Origin of the sequence: Mesorhizobium sp. M7A.F.Ca.CA.002.05.1.1 (genome assembly GCF_003998335.1) — a bacterium.
In the GTDB taxonomy this organism is placed as follows: domain Bacteria; phylum Pseudomonadota; class Alphaproteobacteria; order Rhizobiales; family Rhizobiaceae; genus Mesorhizobium.
In genome coordinates this window covers 1-16168 of the sequence record NZ_RZQI01000032.1, presented here as the reverse complement: position 1 = coordinate 16168, position 16168 = coordinate 1, and the positions used below count along the sequence as shown (strand labels likewise).

General features: G+C 63.2%; 13 protein-coding genes and 1 pseudogene. 5 read left to right on the top strand and 9 right to left on the bottom strand.

What is annotated here, in order from left to right; all coding sequences use genetic code 11:
* From EN939_RS03440 to EN939_RS03425, 4 genes are all read right to left on the bottom strand, one after another.
* A partial coding sequence (locus tag EN939_RS03440; protein WP_206528264.1) for a sarcosine oxidase subunit delta occupies positions 1-138 on the bottom strand: 138 nt, incomplete at its 3' end.
* Between the two features lie 9 nt (positions 139-147).
* Positions 148-1401, bottom strand: coding sequence for a sarcosine oxidase subunit beta (locus EN939_RS03435; protein ID WP_127266942.1), 1254 nt, complete (start codon positions 1399-1401; stop codon positions 148-150).
* An 82-nt stretch (positions 1402-1483) separates the two neighbouring features.
* The gene (locus EN939_RS03430) at positions 1484-3895 is read right to left on the bottom strand and encodes a GcvT family protein (protein WP_127266941.1); all 2412 of its coding nucleotides are present in this window, start codon (positions 3893-3895) and stop codon (positions 1484-1486) included.
* 212 nt (positions 3896-4107) lie between these two features.
* Entirely contained in the window at positions 4108-4767 is a 660-nt protein-coding gene (locus EN939_RS03425; RefSeq protein WP_164748900.1) for a TetR/AcrR family transcriptional regulator, read from the bottom strand.
* 269 nt (positions 4768-5036) lie between these two features.
* On the opposite strand from EN939_RS03425, the gene EN939_RS03420 reads away from it, so the two are divergent.
* The 3 genes from EN939_RS03420 (at position 5037) to EN939_RS03410 (ending at position 8344) form a co-directional block, all read left to right on the top strand.
* A complete protein-coding gene (locus EN939_RS03420; RefSeq protein ID WP_127266939.1) occupies positions 5037-6476 on the top strand; it encodes an aldehyde dehydrogenase family protein in 1440 nt (479 codons plus the stop codon).
* 92 nt (positions 6477-6568) lie between these two features.
* Positions 6569-7144, top strand: a complete 576-nt coding sequence (locus EN939_RS03415; protein WP_127266938.1) for a DUF1349 domain-containing protein — start codon at positions 6569-6571, stop codon at positions 7142-7144.
* A 294-nt stretch (positions 7145-7438) separates the two neighbouring features.
* Positions 7439-8344 (top strand): hypothetical protein, encoded by a 906-nt coding sequence (locus EN939_RS03410; RefSeq protein ID WP_245456861.1) that lies wholly within the window; start codon positions 7439-7441, stop codon positions 8342-8344.
* A 97-nt stretch (positions 8345-8441) separates the two neighbouring features.
* On the opposite strand, the gene EN939_RS03405 is transcribed toward EN939_RS03410, so the two are convergent.
* The 5 genes from EN939_RS03405 to EN939_RS03385 form a co-directional block, all read right to left on the bottom strand.
* Positions 8442-9617 (bottom strand): glycosyltransferase family 4 protein, encoded by a 1176-nt coding sequence (locus EN939_RS03405; RefSeq protein WP_245473050.1) that lies wholly within the window; start codon positions 9615-9617, stop codon positions 8442-8444.
* A gap of 225 nt (positions 9618-9842) precedes the next feature.
* Entirely contained in the window at positions 9843-11375 is a 1533-nt protein-coding gene (locus tag EN939_RS03400; RefSeq protein WP_127266935.1) for a mercuric reductase, read from the bottom strand.
* Positions 11365-12714, bottom strand: coding sequence for a glucoamylase family protein (locus EN939_RS03395; protein WP_127266934.1), 1350 nt, complete (start codon positions 12712-12714; stop codon positions 11365-11367). Before EN939_RS03395 ends, EN939_RS03400 begins: the two co-directional genes overlap by 11 nt.
* Positions 12715-12926: 212 nt before the next feature.
* A complete protein-coding gene (locus EN939_RS03390) occupies positions 12927-13679 on the bottom strand; it encodes an SDR family NAD(P)-dependent oxidoreductase (protein WP_127266933.1) in 753 nt (250 codons plus the stop codon).
* 132 nt (positions 13680-13811) lie between these two features.
* Entirely contained in the window at positions 13812-14621 is an 810-nt protein-coding gene (locus tag EN939_RS03385) for an IclR family transcriptional regulator (protein ID WP_127266932.1), read from the bottom strand.
* 184 nt (positions 14622-14805) lie between these two features.
* Here EN939_RS03385 and EN939_RS03380 point away from each other — a divergent pair, with 184 nt between their 5' ends.
* Both EN939_RS03380 and EN939_RS03375 read left to right on the top strand, forming a co-directional pair.
* On the top strand, positions 14806-15819 hold the full coding sequence (locus EN939_RS03380; protein WP_023811560.1) for an ABC transporter permease: 1014 nt from the start codon (positions 14806-14808) through the stop codon (positions 15817-15819).
* A pseudogene (locus EN939_RS03375) lies at positions 15819-16168 on the top strand (D,D-dipeptide ABC transporter permease); the annotation flags it as partial. The gene EN939_RS03380 and the pseudogene EN939_RS03375, both read left to right, overlap by 1 nt.

Here is a 16168-nt window from a genome sequence, read left to right as displayed (position 1 = left end):
GCCGCGCAGATAGAGGTAGCCAGCCCAGCGATCGGTCGGCACGTCGATGCCATCCGGCCTGACATTGCCGGCATCGCCGCCATAGTGGAATTCGGTTTCGTCGCGCGGGCCGCAGAATGGGCAAGGAAAGAGCTGCATGGCAAACCTCTAATGCGCGATGCCGGAGCCGGCCGCTTCGTCGATCAGCCGGCCGGTGGCGAAGCGATCGAGATCGAAGGGGCGGCTGATGTCGTTGTGTTTGCCTGACGCTAGCAATTGCGCCAGCAGCGTGCCGCCGGCGGGAATGGCCTTGAAGCCGCCCGTGCCCCAGCCGCAATTGAGGAACAGGCCGGGCAGCGGCGAGGGGCCGATGATCGGCGAGGAATCCGGCACCACGTCGACGATACCTGCCCATTGCCGCATCAGCTTGAGCTGGCCAAAGATCGGGAACATCTCCAGCACGCCGGCAATCACCGCCTCCAGCGTCGGCAAATTGCCGCGCTGCGCATAGGAAGGAATGCGGTCGAGGCCGCCGCCGATGACGATCTCGCCCTTGTCCGACTGGCTGACATAGACGCCGCAGCCGGGCGACAGCACCACCGTGTCGAGGATCGGCTTGACCGGTTCGGACACGCAGGCTTGCAGCGCATAGGAATTGATCGGAAGCCGGAAGCCGGCCTTGGCCGCCAGCACCGAGGAATGCCCGGCCACCGCCATTCCGATACGCTCGGCACGGATCGCGCCCCGCGAAGTCTGGACGCCGCGGCAGCGGCCGCCCTCGACGATGAAATCGGTGATCTCGCAGTTCTGGATGATATCGACGCCGAGCCGGCTCGCCGCCCGCGCGTAGCCCCAGGCGACGGCGTCATGGCGCGCCGTACCGGCCCTGCCTTGCCAGATGCCGCCGAACACCGGGAAGCGCGCATCGGCTGAGAAATTATAGATCGGCGCCACCCGGCGCACATCGTCAGGTGAAAACAGCTCGGCATCGATGCCGTTGATCTGCATGGCGTTGACGGTGCGCGCCCCGATCTCCATCTCGGCAGTCGAGTGGCACAGATTGACCATGCCGCGCTGCGACAGCATGACGTTGTAGTTCAGGTCTTTCGACAATCCCTCATAGAGCTGGTGCGCCAGCCCGTAGAGTTCGACACTTTCGGGATAATAGTAGTTGGAGCGTACCACAGTGGTGTTGCGCCCTGTGTTGCCGCCGCCGATCCAGCCTTTTTCCAGCACGGCCACCCTGGTGATATTGTGATTCTTTGCCAGGTAATAGGCCGTCGCCAGCCCATGGCCGCCGCCGCCGATGACGATGGCGTCGTAGGACGGCTTCGGCTCGGGCGATCGCCAGGCCGGTTGCCAGCCGGTCTGGCCAGCCAGGCCCTCCTTGAACAGCGACAGGGCGGAATAGCGTGTGGTCATGACGTGCCGGACAGGCCTGATGTTCGGAAAGAAATGTGGATCATCGAATGGTCTTTCGCACCGACGTCATCGGTTCGATCGGTCATGCCCGCATCGCCTTGCCCAGTGGATCATATGGCGACGAAGCGATGACGCGCGCATCTCTTTCGACGCCGACGATGTGGGTTGTCAACGGCGTATCGATATCGGCCGCTTCGCGCTCGACCAGCGCCATGGCGAGGCTCTTGCCGACCGTATGGCCATAGCCGCCGGAGGTGACGAAGCCGGCCAGCCTGCCTCTGTTCCAGACCGGCTCGTAGCCGCTGGCATCGGCATCCGCCGCGTCGATTTCGAGCGTCACCAGCGTGCGCCTCGATGGAGCCTTCTGCTCTTTCAGGGCCGCCTCGCGGCCGATGAAATCGCCCTTGTCGAAGGCGACCCAGCGGTCCATGCCGGTCTCATCAGGCGTATAGTCCTGCGTGAATTCGCGCGACCAGATGCCAAAGCTCTTTTCGAGCCGCAGCGAATTGACCGCGCTGAAGCCGTATTCGGTGACTCCCAGATCGCTGCCTGCGGCAAGTAGCGCGCGGCGCAGGCCCATGTGCTCATTGGCCCGGCAATGAATCTCGTAGCCGAGTTCGCCGATGACCGACAGTCGTCCGACCTTCGCCCGCACCAGTCCGACATCGAACGTCCTGCAGGCGAGAAAGCCGAACGCCTGGTGCGAAACGTCCTGATGTGTGAGGCGCTCAAGTAGCATTCGCGCATTGGGACCGGCGAGCGAGAAACCAACGACGGCGTCCGAAATGTCGCGAACGGTGACGCCATCGCTCATATGTTGCTCGAACCAGCGCATATGCCACTGGCGCAGATAGTAGGATCCCATGATCCACCAGGAGCCATCACCCCAATTGAAGACGGTGAGGTCGCCCTTGAGCTTGCCGTTTTCACCCAGCATCGGCGCGAGTTTTGCGCGACCCGGCCTGGGCAGCGCACAGGCGAGCAGCCGGTCGAGCCAGGCTTCGGCCTGCGGCCCGATGATCTCGTAGCGCGAGAAGGCTGATATATCGAGCAGGCCGACACCTTCGCGCACTTTGCGGCATTCCTGTGCGACAATGTCGAAGGCGTTGGAGCGCTTCAGCGTCGGTGTCTCGACGAAGCCTTGCGGCGCGAAATAGAGCGGCACTTCCATGCCCCATGAATTGCCCCAGCGCGCGCCCGCGGCCTCCATCGCGTCATGCGCCCCGGCCGTCTTCAAGGGCCGTCCCGCCGGCAACTGCTCGTTGGGATAGCTCATGACAAAGCGGCGCGAATAGAACTGCCCGGTGGTCTGCCTGATGTATTCGCGGTTGGAGGCGAAGTCGCCATAGCGGGCGATGTCCATGCCGTAGACATCGGCTTCCGGCTCGCCATGGATCATCCATTCGGCCAGCGACTTGCCGACGCCGCCGCCTTGCAGGAAACCGGCCATGACGCCGCACGCCACCCAGTAATTGGGCACGCCGCGCACCGGGCCGACCAGCGGATTGCCATCCGGCGAGAAGGTGAAGGCCCCGTTCACCCAGCGCTTGATGCCGGCTGTCTCCAGGCAGGGGTAACGGCTGAAGCCGAGCGCCAGTTCGTCGGCTATGCGGTCGGTGTCTTCCTGGATCAATTCGATGCCGTAGTCCCACGGCGCCCCATCCATGTTCCAGTGCTTGTGGTTGATCTCGTATATGCCGAGCAATAGACCCTTCTGCTCCTGGCGCATGTAGGTGAAACCTTCGAGATCGACGATCAGCGGCAATTCCTTGTCCAGCGCCTGGATTTCGGGCAATGCCTCGGTGACGAGATAATGGTGCTCCATTGGCGATACCGGCAGGTCGATGCCGGCCATCCTGCCGACCTGCTTGGCCCACAGTCCGCCGGCATTGACGACGTGCTCGGCAATCACCGTGCCCTTCTCGGTGACCACGTCCCAACCGCCATCGGCGCGGCGGTTGAGATCCAGCACCCGGTTGTGCTCGATGATGTCGGCGCCGCGCAGCCTGGCTGCCTTGGCATAGGCGTGCACGACGCCCGAGGGATCGATATGGCCCTCGCGCGCGGCATAGAGGCCTCCCAGCATGCCGTCGGTGTTGAGGATCGGGCAGCGCTGCTTGATCTCATCGACACCGACCAGGTGGACATCGTCGATGCCCATGGTCTGGAAGATGCGGTAGGAGGCCTTGAGCCATTCCCAGCGCTCCGGCGCCGAGGCGACCGAGATGCCGCCGGTCATGTGCATGCCGATGCTCTGGCCCGATTCCTTCTCGACTTCGGAGAGCAGGTCGATCGTGTAGGCCTGCAGGGCGGCGATGTTGGGATCGGCGTTCAGCGCATGGAACCCGCCGGCCGCATGCCAGCTCGATCCCGCTGTCAGTACCTCGCGTTCGATCAGCGCGACGTCGTTCCAGCCGAACTTCGCCAAGTGATAGAGCACCGAGGCTCCAACCACGCCGCCGCCGATGACGATCGCCCTGTATTGGGATTTCATCCTGTCGCACTCCACCCATTCAGTGGGGCGAACCCTATCGGTATTGTACATATGTGTCTAGAGCTTGGAAAGGCGATGGAATGAGCGGCCCATGACTCCGCTCTGCGCCGATGCAGCAGAAGGGCTCCTCTGCTGCTGTCGGCAGCAAACGTGCTTGCTATTGGGATGCGCTAAGCGAAATCGTCAGGCCGCGGCGGCCGAGCGGGCCTTACTTATCGGTTGCGCGAAAGCGTCTTCTCGACATAGCGCGAGAAGTCTTCGACATCCTCCGCCGGAGGCTCCTGGCCGGTGAAGCTGCGCAGATAGCCGGCGACGTGAGGCAGGCGGCTGCTCATCGGCTCGTTGAGCTCAAGCGAGTAATAGCCGATCTGCATGAAGTACAGCACGCGGGCTCGCACGAACGCGTCTTCTTCCTCATAGCCGTGGCGCATGAACATGTCGCGGATGGCGTTGACACGCTCCTCGTCGGCCTCGTCGAGGGCGCGCCGGATGGCGGGCGAGCGGCGGGCCCAGGCCCTGATCGCGAAATCCAGCTGTGGATCGAACAGCCTTTCGTCCACCCAGCATTCGAAAATGCTCATCACCCCGCGAATGACGGTGGCGGATGGCCGCCTGGCGCGTTCGACGATGAATTTGGTGTTGGTCTGCCGCCAGTAATCCAGCAGCTGGTCGAGCAGATCCTGCCGGCTCTTGAAATACCAGTAGAAGCTGGAGCGCGACACATCGAGCTTCTGTCCAAGTGTCAGCACGCGGACGCGTTCGACACCGTCAGAGATCAATGTTTCGAGCGCAAGTTTCAGCCAGTCTTCGCGAGTGGCCTTGATGTTGCCGGTGGCGCCGGCGCGCTGAATCGTCGTTTCGAGAGCTGCCATCGGCACGACGCATGACATGCTGCCTCAGGCAAATCAAGGCTATGGACAGAAGTGTATAGAGGAAATCGGCCCAAGCCGGACGACGCACCATGGATGTTGGCCGCATCGAAGCTCGATGAGGCAATGTCGTCACCCGCCATCCGCGCGGCGCAAGCGGGGGGATTTTTGTCGCGGCTGCTGGTTCACTGTTTGCTTTCCCGCGAGGCAATTGTCTGGCAAATACCAGTTCAGACAGATGCCCGCGCGGCCAACAAGCAGGAACACACGATATGACGCTGTTTCGAAAGAACCTCATCGATGGCGAATGGGTCGGCGAGGCCGGTTCGCGCAACATCAACCCCTCGGATACCGGTGACATCGTCGGCGATTATGCCTCGGCGGGTGTCGAACAGGCCAAGCAGGCGATCGCCGCGGCCAAGGCAGCGTTCCCGGCTTGGTCCCGTTCCGGTCCGCTGGCGCGTCACGCGGTGCTGAAAAAGGCCTCCGACGAGATTCTGGCGCGCAAGGACGAGATTGGCCGCAATCTCGCGCGTGAGGAAGGCAAGACGCTGGCCGAAGGCATCGGCGAGACCATTCGCGCCGCCCAGATATTCGATTTCTTTGCCGGCGAAACGTTGCGTTTGACCGGAGAGGTCGTGCCGAGCGTGCGACCGGGCGTCGGCGTCGAGATGACGCGCGAGGCGGTCGGCGTGGTCGGCATCATCACGCCGTGGAATTTTCCGATCGCCATTCCGGCCTGGAAGATCGCCCCGGCGTTAACCCACGGCAACACTGTCGTCTTCAAGCCGGCGGAGCTGGTTCCCGAGAGCGCCTGGACCATCGTCGATATCCTGCATCGCGCCGGCCTGCCAAAGGGCGTGCTCAATCTGGTCATGGGCAAGGGCTCGGTCGTCGGCCAGGCGATGCTCGACAGTCCCGACGTCAACGCCATCAGCTTCACCGGCTCGGTCGGTACCGGCAAGCGCGTTGCCGCGGCAAGCATCGAACACATGCGCAAGTTCCAGCTTGAAATGGGCGGCAAGAACCCTCTGGTCGTGCTCGACGATGCCGATCTTGCGATCGCCGTCGATTGCGCGCTCAATGGCGCCTTCTTCTCGACCGGCCAGCGCTGCACTGCGTCATCCAGGCTGATTGTGGCTGACGGCATTCACGACCGTTTCGTCGATGCCCTCAAGGACCGCATGAGCAAACTGGTCATCGGCGATGCGCTCGACGCGCAGACCCAGATCGGTCCTGTCGTCGACGCGACGCAGCTGAAGCAGGACGAGGACTATATCGCCATCGGCGTCAGGGAAGGTGCCACGCTCGCCTTCGGCGGCGAGCGGCTCGACCGCAAGACGCCAGGCTTCTATCTGCAGCCGGCATTGCTCACCGAGGCCACCAATGCCATGCGCAGTTCGCGCGAGGAGATTTTCGGACCTGTCGCCAGCGTCATTCGCGTCAAGGACTATGACGAGGCGCTTTCCGTCGCCAACGACACGCCCTTCGGCTTGACCTCCGGCATCTGCACCTCGAGCCTCAAGCATGCCACGCACTTCAAGCGCAATTCGGAGGCCGGAATGGTGATGGTCAACCTGCCGACGGCGGGTGTCGATTTCCATGTTCCCTTCGGCGGCCGCAAGGGCTCGAGCTATGGGCCGCGCGAGCAGGGCCACTATGCGGCGGAGTTCTACACCACGGTGAAGACGGCCTATACGTTCGCAGGCTGATCGGCCGTCGACTGATCAGCCTGACTGATCGGTCACTGCCGACCATGCCGGCAACACCGCCATGCACATCTGGATTGGAGCGGCGCGAAAGGATGACAGCGCAAGATCTGACATGGCTTAACCCGCCGCCGCACCACGCCATCGAGGGCGATAGCGTTCGTGTGCGCACCGGCAAGGAGACCGATTTCTGGCGCGAGACCTTCTACGGTTTCTGGCGCGACAACGGCCACTTCCTGCACCGGCCTGTCGAGGGCGATTTCAGCGCCGAAGTCACGGTCAAGGGCGACTACGAGGTCCTCTATGATCAGGCCGGGCTGATGGTCCGGCTCAGCGAAACGCACTGGATCAAGGCCGGTATCGAGTACACCGACGGCCTTGCCTATTTCTCCGTCGTCGTCACCAACGACACGTCAGACTGGTCGCTGGTCGCCATTCATGCCGATCCGAACGGCGTCAGGATCCGGTTGACCCGTCACGCCGAGGCGATCCGCGTCCAGTACCTCGACGCTTCCGACAGCCACTGGAAGCCTGTGCGGCTTGCCTATTTCCCGACCTCGAAGACGGTCGACATCGGCATGATGTGCTGTTCGCCGCAACGCGAAGGCTTTGAGGTAACGTTCTCGGATTTCTCCCTCGGTCCGCCGATATCGCGGGAATTGCACGATTGAGACGTGCGGTCTTGCGCTGAACCGCAAGCACTTCGACCTTTGCCACAATCCGCCGTGTGCCTCCGGCCGAGCCGGGGGGTTGGCCGCGGCACTGCAGCCGGCGAGATCGTCAGCCAGTTGCGATGCCGCCAGACGGTTCGAAATTTTTGGCCCCTGGTTCGGCTCAAGGCGGTGCAAGGCAGGACGTTGCAACGCTATTGGCATCCGCGCTAGGAGTTGCCGATGGGCAGGTTTCGAAGGGCTGTCAAAAGAGCCGTCTACTCCAGGGCGCTAAGGTTTCTTGGCGTTCCGCCCGTGCTGTGGTCGCAGGGCATCGGGCATTTCTGCGATTTCGCCGGGCCGCGCTGGTATCGCAACGCGCCAACTGCATCTACGCAGAGCGAGGCATTTTTCCGCCAACATTACAGCGGCGCGCATGGCATCGTCTGGCTGCGCCTGAGCACCTTGTCCAGGGATGCGCAAACCTGCGACCTCGACACGTTTGTCAGGATCGTGCTGCCGACGATTACGGCACCATTCACGCTGCTGACGACCGATGGGGATGCTTCGGTGCCGTCGGATTTGGCGAAGGACACCGTCGACCAGCTTCTCGCCAACCCTTTCCTGGTCTCCTGGTACAGCCAGAATTGTGATGGCACTCACCCCAGGGTGAAGCCTTTCCCGATCGGGCTCGATCTTCACACGCCTAGGTCTCTTGCCACGCCGGCAGGGCTTGTGAAGCAACTGGAAATCATACGCGCCCGGCAGGATCATGTGGACCGCCGTCCGCCCAGGCTGTTCTCGGATTTCAGCATCAGCAATGGCTCGAGGCAGCGCCGGGAACTGCTTGATGCCCTGGGCGGATGTCCGCACGTCGATTTCCTGACGAAACGCGTCTCGCAGCGCTCGATCTGGCAACTGTACTCGCAATACCCGCTCGTGCTGTCCACCGAAGGCAACGGCCTGGACTGCCATAGGACATGGGAGCTGTTTTATCTCGGCTGCATCGTCGTCACCAGGACCTCGCCGCTCGACCCGCTCTACCAGGGCCTGCCTGTCATTATCGTCGACGACTGGCATGAGGTGAGGGACCCCGATGCGCCGAGACGCTGGATAGAGCAGGTCGCGCATCTGACCGACCGGGACCATGTTTGGCGACGCTTGCATCCGCAAACCTATCTCGGCCCCATTCGGCAAGAGCTTCAGCACGCATCCCGATAGGGCAGGCCACGAAATTCCGGTTGGACGCGGTGCGAAGCGGAGCTCCTGCAAGCGATGTGGAGCGACGTCGCTCCTCCATATCTGGTGGAGGGAGGGATCATGTGCCAGCCTCGTCCAGCCCCAGCCCGCCGCGGACGGCATTGCGGATGGCTTCTGGGCCGAACCTTGCCCAAACCGCTTGATGCGCGCGGATGCGCTGCCGTGCCCTGCGGTCCGCGTCCAGGCAAAGTCCGACAGCCGTCTCGGCAAGTCCTTCATCGGTATCCGACAGCAGCAGTTCCTCCCCGTCGACCAGGTCCAGGCCCTCGGCCGCCAGAGGCGTGGCGATCACCGGCACGCCCCACGCCATCGCCTCCAGAATCTTGATGCGGGTGCCGCCGCCTGCCGCAAGCGGGATGATGGTGAGATGCGCTCTCGACAGAAGCGGCGCCATGTCTCCGGGGTCTTCGACGATCTCCACGCCAGGCAATCCTGCCAGCGCTTGCACGGCCGTTGTCGGGTTGCGCCCGGCGAGAATCAGTGTCGCGGTCGGCAAGGCCAGTCGGATGCGCGGAAGTATGGAGCCGGCTAACCTCTGGACGGCATCGACGTTTGGCGGATAGCCGAGATGGCCGACGAACAGGATCACCGGAAAGCTTTCGTCGGATACGGGCTCGGCGGGCAGCGTTTCGGGGCTGTGCCCGGCGTGCGGAATTCCGTTTGGAACGACATCGATCGGCAACTTGTGCCGGGAAAGCGCCATCAACCGCTCTCGATCCTGGCTCGAGCAGACCCAGACCCTGTCGACAAGGGCAAGCGCCTTTCTCTCGAGACGCCTGATGCCAAGGCCCTCGCTGATCGTCGCCACCGCAGCCCGCTTCGCATCGACGTGCCGCAGCTGACCCGCCAGGTCGGACTCAACATTGTGCATGTCGAGGATGAGCTGTTTCGTCAGTGCCCGCAAAGGCCGCAGCAGCTTGAACAGGCCGATGCCCTCGATCAGCACCGTGTCCGGGCGGAAGTCCCGAACCAGTGTCTCCAGCCGCGTCAAGGCGACGCGCGAGATGCGACGCTCCGCCCTTATACGCCACCACCCGATCGAACTGGAGCGGGCCTCTCCCTTGATCGACAAGGCTTCGGTGCGGATCGACGGATCGGTTGTTTCCGTCGCCTGCGGCAGCACAGATACCAGGCAGACCGGGCCGAATTGCGCAGCAGACTCAGCATTGCGATAGTTCCGCAGATCCGCGCCTGAGATCGGCGGAAAGGCTGGATCGTGGGACACAACCAGCACACGTCGCCCGGCTTTCGCCGCGGAGACAGCGTCGAGCGGTTGTGCGCCCGCGGGTTTCAAAGTGGACGCTCTGGGCTTTGCGCCTGAGACTTCATTCCAGACGGCATGCGTGACGGCCCCAAACCATAACAATCGGCTTCGACTTGTTCAGCCGACGAGCCTTTCGTCAAGCGCCGCATCGTCGCTGATTGTCAGATGCACCAGTTGCGGCAGGCTGCCGGAATATCACCATCGCCTGGACCACGCCAACCAGCGGCCCGCCAGACGCTTCCACGATGAGGTGAGCCTTGTCCGCCGATAGGCGTCGCCGGCCATCTTGATGCCTTGCGCCTGCGTCGGGAATGGATGGATGACGTCGGCCAGCGCACGCAATCCCATGCCCGATTTGATCGCCAGCGACACCGCATTGATCATCTCGCCGGCATGGCTGGCAACGACCGTGGCGCCCAGGATGCGGTCGGACCCCTCCCTGACGTGGATTTTGACAAAACCCTCCTCCTCGCCGTCCATAACCGCACGGGCGACATCGTGCATCAGCACTGTATAGGTCTTGACCGGGATGCCGTTCTGGCGCGCCTCCGCCGGATAGAGGCCGACATGGGCGATCTCCGGATCGGTATAGGTGCACCACGGAATGACCAGTTCGCTCAGCTTCCTGCGTCCGAGAAACAGGGCATTGCGCACGACCATGCGGGCTGTCGCCTCGGCGGTGTGGGTGAATTTATAGGCGAGGCAGACATCGCCCGCCGCATAGATGCGCGGATTTGTGGTGCGGAGACAGTCGTCCACCTTGATACCGTCGGCATCGTATGCCACCCCGGCGTTTTCCAGGTCGAGGCCGTCGACATTGGGCGATCGGCCGATGCCAGTGATGATCTCATCGACGGAAATCGTCGTCGTGATGTCGTCGCACACCAGGTCGGCGAGCTTCTTGCCGCCTTCCGTCCGCACCGCCACCACCTCGGTGTTGAGGCGAACCTCGACACCCTCGCGCGCCAGCGCGTCCGAAAGGATTTGGGCGGCATCGCGTTCCTCACCGGGCAGGAACATCGGTTCGCGCTGCGCCTGGATGACCTTCGCGCCCAGCAGGCAGAAGGCCTGCGCCGCCTCGCAACCGAGCGGGCCGCCGCCGATGACCAGAAGCCGCTTCGGGCACTCCGTGAGATCGAACATGGTCTCGTTGCTGAGATAGCCGGCCTCGACCAGCCCCGGGATGGTCGGCAGCCTCGGGCGCGCGCCTGTCGCGATCAGCGCCTTCCTGAAACGCAAGGTTTGTCCGGCGACCGTGACAGCGTCCCTTCCGGAAAACCGCGCTTCGCCGAAATAAAGGTCGATGCCTTCGGAAATCAGGCTATCGGCGGCATCGGCGCGGCTGATCCGCTGCCGGATCTGCCGCATCCGCGTCATGGCGCGCTGAAAGTTGACGTGAAGACGGTCCGGCATGTCGCCGCCAAAATTCTCGGCATCGCGCATGTCGGCATAAAGCCTTGCGGTGCGGATGATCGACTTCGACGGGATGCAACCGACATTGACGCAAGTTCCGCCGATCAGGTTGCGCTCGATGAGCGCGACCTTTGCGCCGAGGCCGGCCGCTTCGTAGGCGGCGGTCAGCCCAGCCGGCCCGGCACCGATGACCACGATATTGTAGGGATCGTCCGGCTGCGGGTTCTTCCAGTGCGGCGGATGGGCGCCCTTGATCAGCTCAATGTCGTTGTGATCGACAGGAAAGGCGGTAGCCCTGGTCCGGTCACGCGACATCGCCGCCACCCGACGCCGGGCTTGCTGGCTGAGACAGCCAGCCGCCATTGAACCCGGCCTTGCGCAGGCCGTTGCGGATGTGTTGATTTGACCGCATCAGTCTCCAGATCAACCCTGACCGATGGTTCTCGATCATCATCACCACGATGCCTTGATCCAGCCCATAGTGGCCTTCCGACACCCAGCCGTGCCTCCCGAACTTACGCCGGTTCGCCAATGTCGGGTTGAAACCGCTCGGCAGTCGGAAATTACCGATCACCTCGGGGTAGCGATCACCGAGATGGCGCAACGCCGCCAAGCAGATCTCCGGGGCGAAAGGCAGTGATGCCGGATAGGACCAAGGCGCGATCGTCCCGTCATCGGGCCCGAACGGCGCGCCGCGCGCGGCATAGCCGGAAAACCGCCGGCGCTGTCGCTCCACGCTGGTGCGAAAACCGCCTGGCCCGTCGCCCGCCGAAAGACCCCAAAGGTTCTCGTCGTAGCCGCCATAGCCGTAAGGGTTGTGGCGTGCATAGTCGCGGTGCAGATAGGTCGAGCGGCGGCTGTTTTCGAAATAGTCCGAGTTCTTCTCGCGCATGAAGGCGTCGCGGATGCCGGCGAAATCGATCCAGGCATGCGAGAACTGGTGCATGAACAGCGGACCGCCATACAGCACGTCGTAGCCGTAGATGTTTTCCCACTGATAGGTCGCCGTCCAGCCCTCGTAGCTGTTGTCCGAGGTCGGGCTGTCGGGCGAAGCCATCGACAGGATGTAGAGGATCGTGGCTTCGTTGTAGCCCTCCCAGCCATAGTGGAGAAAGCCGCTCTTCGGCTTCCAGCCTTGTCGCAAGGTCGGGCTTGAGCCTTGTGCCCACCGCCAGTCGACGCGCCGGTAGAGCGCCTCGGCCAGTTGGCGGATTTCGGCTTCCTCGTCATCGTCACCGGAGAAATAGGCGCCCGCCACCAGCATGCCCGATATCAGCAATGCCGTATCCACCATCGACAGTTCGCAGCGCCAGACGCGCAGGCCGGTCCGCATATCGAGGAAATGGTAGTAGAAACCCTTGTGGCCGGTGACGTCGTCGCTATGGCCTTGCGGGCTGGCCGAGAAGAAGCGCAGCGCGGCCAGCGTCAGCTTCGCGGCGGCATCGCGCGCCATCCAGCCGCGCTCGACGCCGATCGGATAACTGGACAGCGCGAAGCCGACGACAGCGATGCTGGCCGGCGAATTCGGCCGCGACGTGTCGGCGACCAATCCGTTTTCGGGGTTCACGTTCTCGAGGAAATAGTCGAAGGCGGCGCGCTGATAGCGGTCCAGAAGCTCGTCGTCGGACAGCGCGGCAGGCTCGGCTCTAAGCAAAGGAAACAAGCTCCCGCCGGATGGTTGCAGCGTCCGTCAACCGCCAACCAGTTGCCCCGCATCGGCAGATCATCACGCATGCTGAACTGTCATGCCGCGTCATAGCTTTCCCGTATAGCTTTGTTGCGTCAACGTCGATTCGACGCCTGGGACTATACGCCCCTACGCTCCCGTTCGTTGCGTCGTCACGCGGAATTGAAACGCGTCCTGCCTCAGTAGGTGGCGCGGCCGCCGGAAACGTCGAACACGGCGGCGGTCGTGAACGAACACTCTTCCGAGGCAATCCAGCAGATCAGCGCCGCCACCTCTTCGACCTCGCCGAAGCGCGCCATCGGTATCTTGGACAGCATGAAGTCGATGTGCTCCTGGCTCATCTGCTTGAAGATAGCGGTGCGCACGGCCGCCGGTGTGACGCAATTGACCGTCACCTTGGTCTTGGCCAGTTCCTTGCCGAGCGACTTGGTCAGGCCGATCACCGCGGCCTTCGAGGTGCTGTAGGCCGAAGCGTTGGGATTGCCTTCCTTGCCGGCGATCGAGGCGATGTTGACGATGCGGCCATAGTTGCGCTCGAGCATGTGCGGCACGAGCGCCTTGTTGCAGTAGAAGACGCCGTTGATGTTGATGTCGATGACCTTCTGCCAATCCTCGGTCGAATAGTTCCAGGTCGTCATGTTCGGCCCGGTGATCGCCGCACTGGTGACCAGGATGTCGACACCGCCAAGCGCTTCGATCGCCGACTGCTTGGCGCGTTCCACGCCGGCCGCATCGGCGACGTCGATGGCAACACCGTGGAGGCCGGGAAGGGTGGCTTTGGCCTGTTCGATCTGAGCCGGATCGCGATCCCAGACTGAAACCCGTCCGCCCTCTTCGACAATCCTCTGAGCCACTGCCAGACCGATGCCTGAAGCGCCGCCGGTGATCACCGCCGCTCGACCGCTGAACCGCCCTGTAAAATTCATCGGCATCCTATTTTCCCGATCATCCCAACCCGATGGACGATGACGGCACGCGACCGCCATACCATCGACTGCGACTGTGCGGTCCCCATCAGGCGAGTTCAAGCCGGCATGCGAGGCCGATCGTCTGGGCCAATCCCGTTACCCGGGATTTCCCTCGAGCTCTCTGCCCAGCGCCTTCACCATCGCCACCAGCGCCGGTCCGATCTCGGCATGCGCGCGCTCTTCCGTGATGATCTCGCCGATGCCGCCGCAGGTGATGGCAACCAGCGGCGAGCCGTCACTCGGACGGAACGGCACGCCGACCGCATGAATATAGCTGTGCCAGGCGCCGAACGACGTCACATAGCCCTTGTCTGCATACTGGGCGATCGCATCGTCGATCGCCGCCCCGATCATCGCCGCCCTGTCCGGCTCGGCCTCCTGCAAAGCCTCCACAAGGCGAGCGCGCTCCTCAGGTGAAAGGGCCGCCGCATAGGCCAGCCCCATCGATGTCTTCCAGATCGGCAGGTAGGAGCCTGGATTGAGGCGCAGCGTGACAAGGCTCTCCGACCGGCAATTGGCCAGATAGACCATGTTGAGGCTGTCGCGCGTGCCGAGCGCCACCGCCGCACCGGTCAGGTCGGCCAGCGGCTGCATCAGCGGCCGGGCGACGTGAACGACGGCGCTGGAACTGAGCGCCGAATAGCCCAGCGCCACGGTGGCGGGTCCCAGGCTGTAGCGGCCAAGGTCCTTGTCGTAGAGGAGATAGCCGAGCGCGCTTAGCGTATAGGTGATGCGTGAAACCGTGGCCTTGGGCAGGCCGGTGCGGGCAATGATGTCCTGGTTGCCGAGTGAGGCATCGCCCGGGCGGAAGGCGCGCAGGATGCCGAGCCCGCGCACCAGCGACGACGAAAGCTGCGCGCCTTCGCCTTCAAGCTCCGTCTCGTCCCTGGTGGCTCGCTTGCGCACGCTGAGGTCTTTCTGGCGTCGTCGTCCGCCTGTCGGGCCAGCGTCGCCGGCGTTGTCTAAAAAATGAAATTAAATTCCATTTATATTGACAGGCGCTTTCCCCCACTGTCAATATGCTTCCCTCGATGGCATCTCCAAGCGCCCTGTGCCATCTTACGAAGCCCCTCCTTGTGAAGGTAGCCACGTGTCTCGCTATATTTTGCGCCGGCTTATCGCCATGCCGTTTCTGGTGCTCGGCATCGTCACCATCGCCTTCCTGATCACTACGGTGACCAAGGGCGATCCGCTGACCGCGATTGTCGCCGAACAGCAGATGAGCAACCCCGAAGTGGTGGCCGCCGCCAAGGCGCGCTGGGGTCTCGATCGTCCTTTGCCGGAACGCTATATGATATATCTTGGGAATCTGCTGAGCGGCGATCTTGGCACCTCGTTCATCACCAAGCGCAATGTCGGCACCGACATTCTCTACCGCTTGCCGGCAACGCTCGAACTGGTTTTCGCTGCGATGATCTTCGGCACCACGCTCGGCATTGTGCTTGGTGTGCTGGCCGCCTATTTCCGCAACAGCCTGATCGATCATGGCGCGCGGCTGTTCGCCTTGTTCGGCTCTTCGCTGCCGGTGTTCTGGTCGGGGCTCGGCCTGTTGTTCATCTTCTCCGTCATGCTGAACTGGCTGCCGGGGCCGGGCAGGGTCGATGCCCGCCTGGCATTGCCGCCCGGCATCACCGGCTTCCTGACCATCGATTCGCTTCTGGCTGGCGACTGGACCGTCTTCAAGGACGCGCTCTGGCACCTGCTTCTGCCGGCCTTCGTCCTCGGCTGGACGGTTTCCGGCACCATATCGCGGCTGGTGCGCGCCAACATGCTTGATGTGATGAGCCGCGAGTTCGTCCTCACCGCGCGCGCCAAGGGGGCGAGCGAATTCCGCGTCGTCATCGTCCATGCGTTGCGCAACACCATGGTACCGACCCTGACCGTCATCGGCTATTCCTTCGCCTATCTGATCACCGGCGCGGTGCTGACAGAAACCATCTTTTCCTGGCCCGGCATGGGCTCCTATGCCGTCGAGGCGGCGCGCGCGCTCGACTTCCCGGCGATCATCGGCGTCACCATCGTCGGCGGCCTCGCCTTCCTGGTCACCAACCTCATCACGGACATCCTCTACGTGGTGGCCAATCCGCGCGTGAGGTTGAGCTGATGTCGGCGGTCACAACCAAATCCCATTCCGCCGCTGTTCCCGAATGGCTGACCGCGCCGTTGGTCATCGGCACGGTCGTCATCCTGTTCTGGCTGTTCATGACCGTCTTCGCCGCCTTAATCGTGCAGTTCGATCCGCTCGAAATGGTCGCGCGCCGCTTGCAGCCGCCGAGCTGGGCGCACTGGCTGGGCACCGATGCTCTCGGCCGCGATGTTCTCGCCCGCACCTTGCACGGGGCGGCGCATTCGCTGCCGATCGCGGTTCTGGTCGTCGTCTCGGCTGTGGTGATCGGCTCGCTGCTCGGTGCCATTTCCGGGTTCGTCGGCGGGCTGGCCGGTGCGGCGATCAT

Excerpts from the sequence above, each read along its gene's own strand:
- EN939_RS03435 (WP_127266942.1), bottom strand. The coding sequence starts at position 1,401 with ATGACCACACGCTATTCCGCCCTGTCGCTGTTCAAGGAGGGCCTGGCT.
- EN939_RS03430 (WP_127266941.1), bottom strand. The coding sequence starts at position 3,895 with ATGAAATCCCAATACAGGGCGATCGTCATCGGCGGCGGCGTGGTTGGA.
- EN939_RS03425 (WP_164748900.1), bottom strand. The coding sequence starts at position 4,767 with ATGGCAGCTCTCGAAACGACGATTCAGCGCGCCGGCGCCACCGGCAAC.
- EN939_RS03420 (WP_127266939.1), top strand. The coding sequence starts at position 5,037 with ATGACGCTGTTTCGAAAGAACCTCATCGATGGCGAATGGGTCGGCGAG.
- EN939_RS03415 (WP_127266938.1), top strand. The coding sequence starts at position 6,569 with ATGACAGCGCAAGATCTGACATGGCTTAACCCGCCGCCGCACCACGCC.
- EN939_RS03400 (WP_127266935.1), bottom strand. The coding sequence starts at position 11,375 with ATGTCGCGTGACCGGACCAGGGCTACCGCCTTTCCTGTCGATCACAAC.
- EN939_RS03390 (WP_127266933.1), bottom strand. The coding sequence starts at position 13,679 with ATGCCGATGAATTTTACAGGGCGGTTCAGCGGTCGAGCGGCGGTGATC.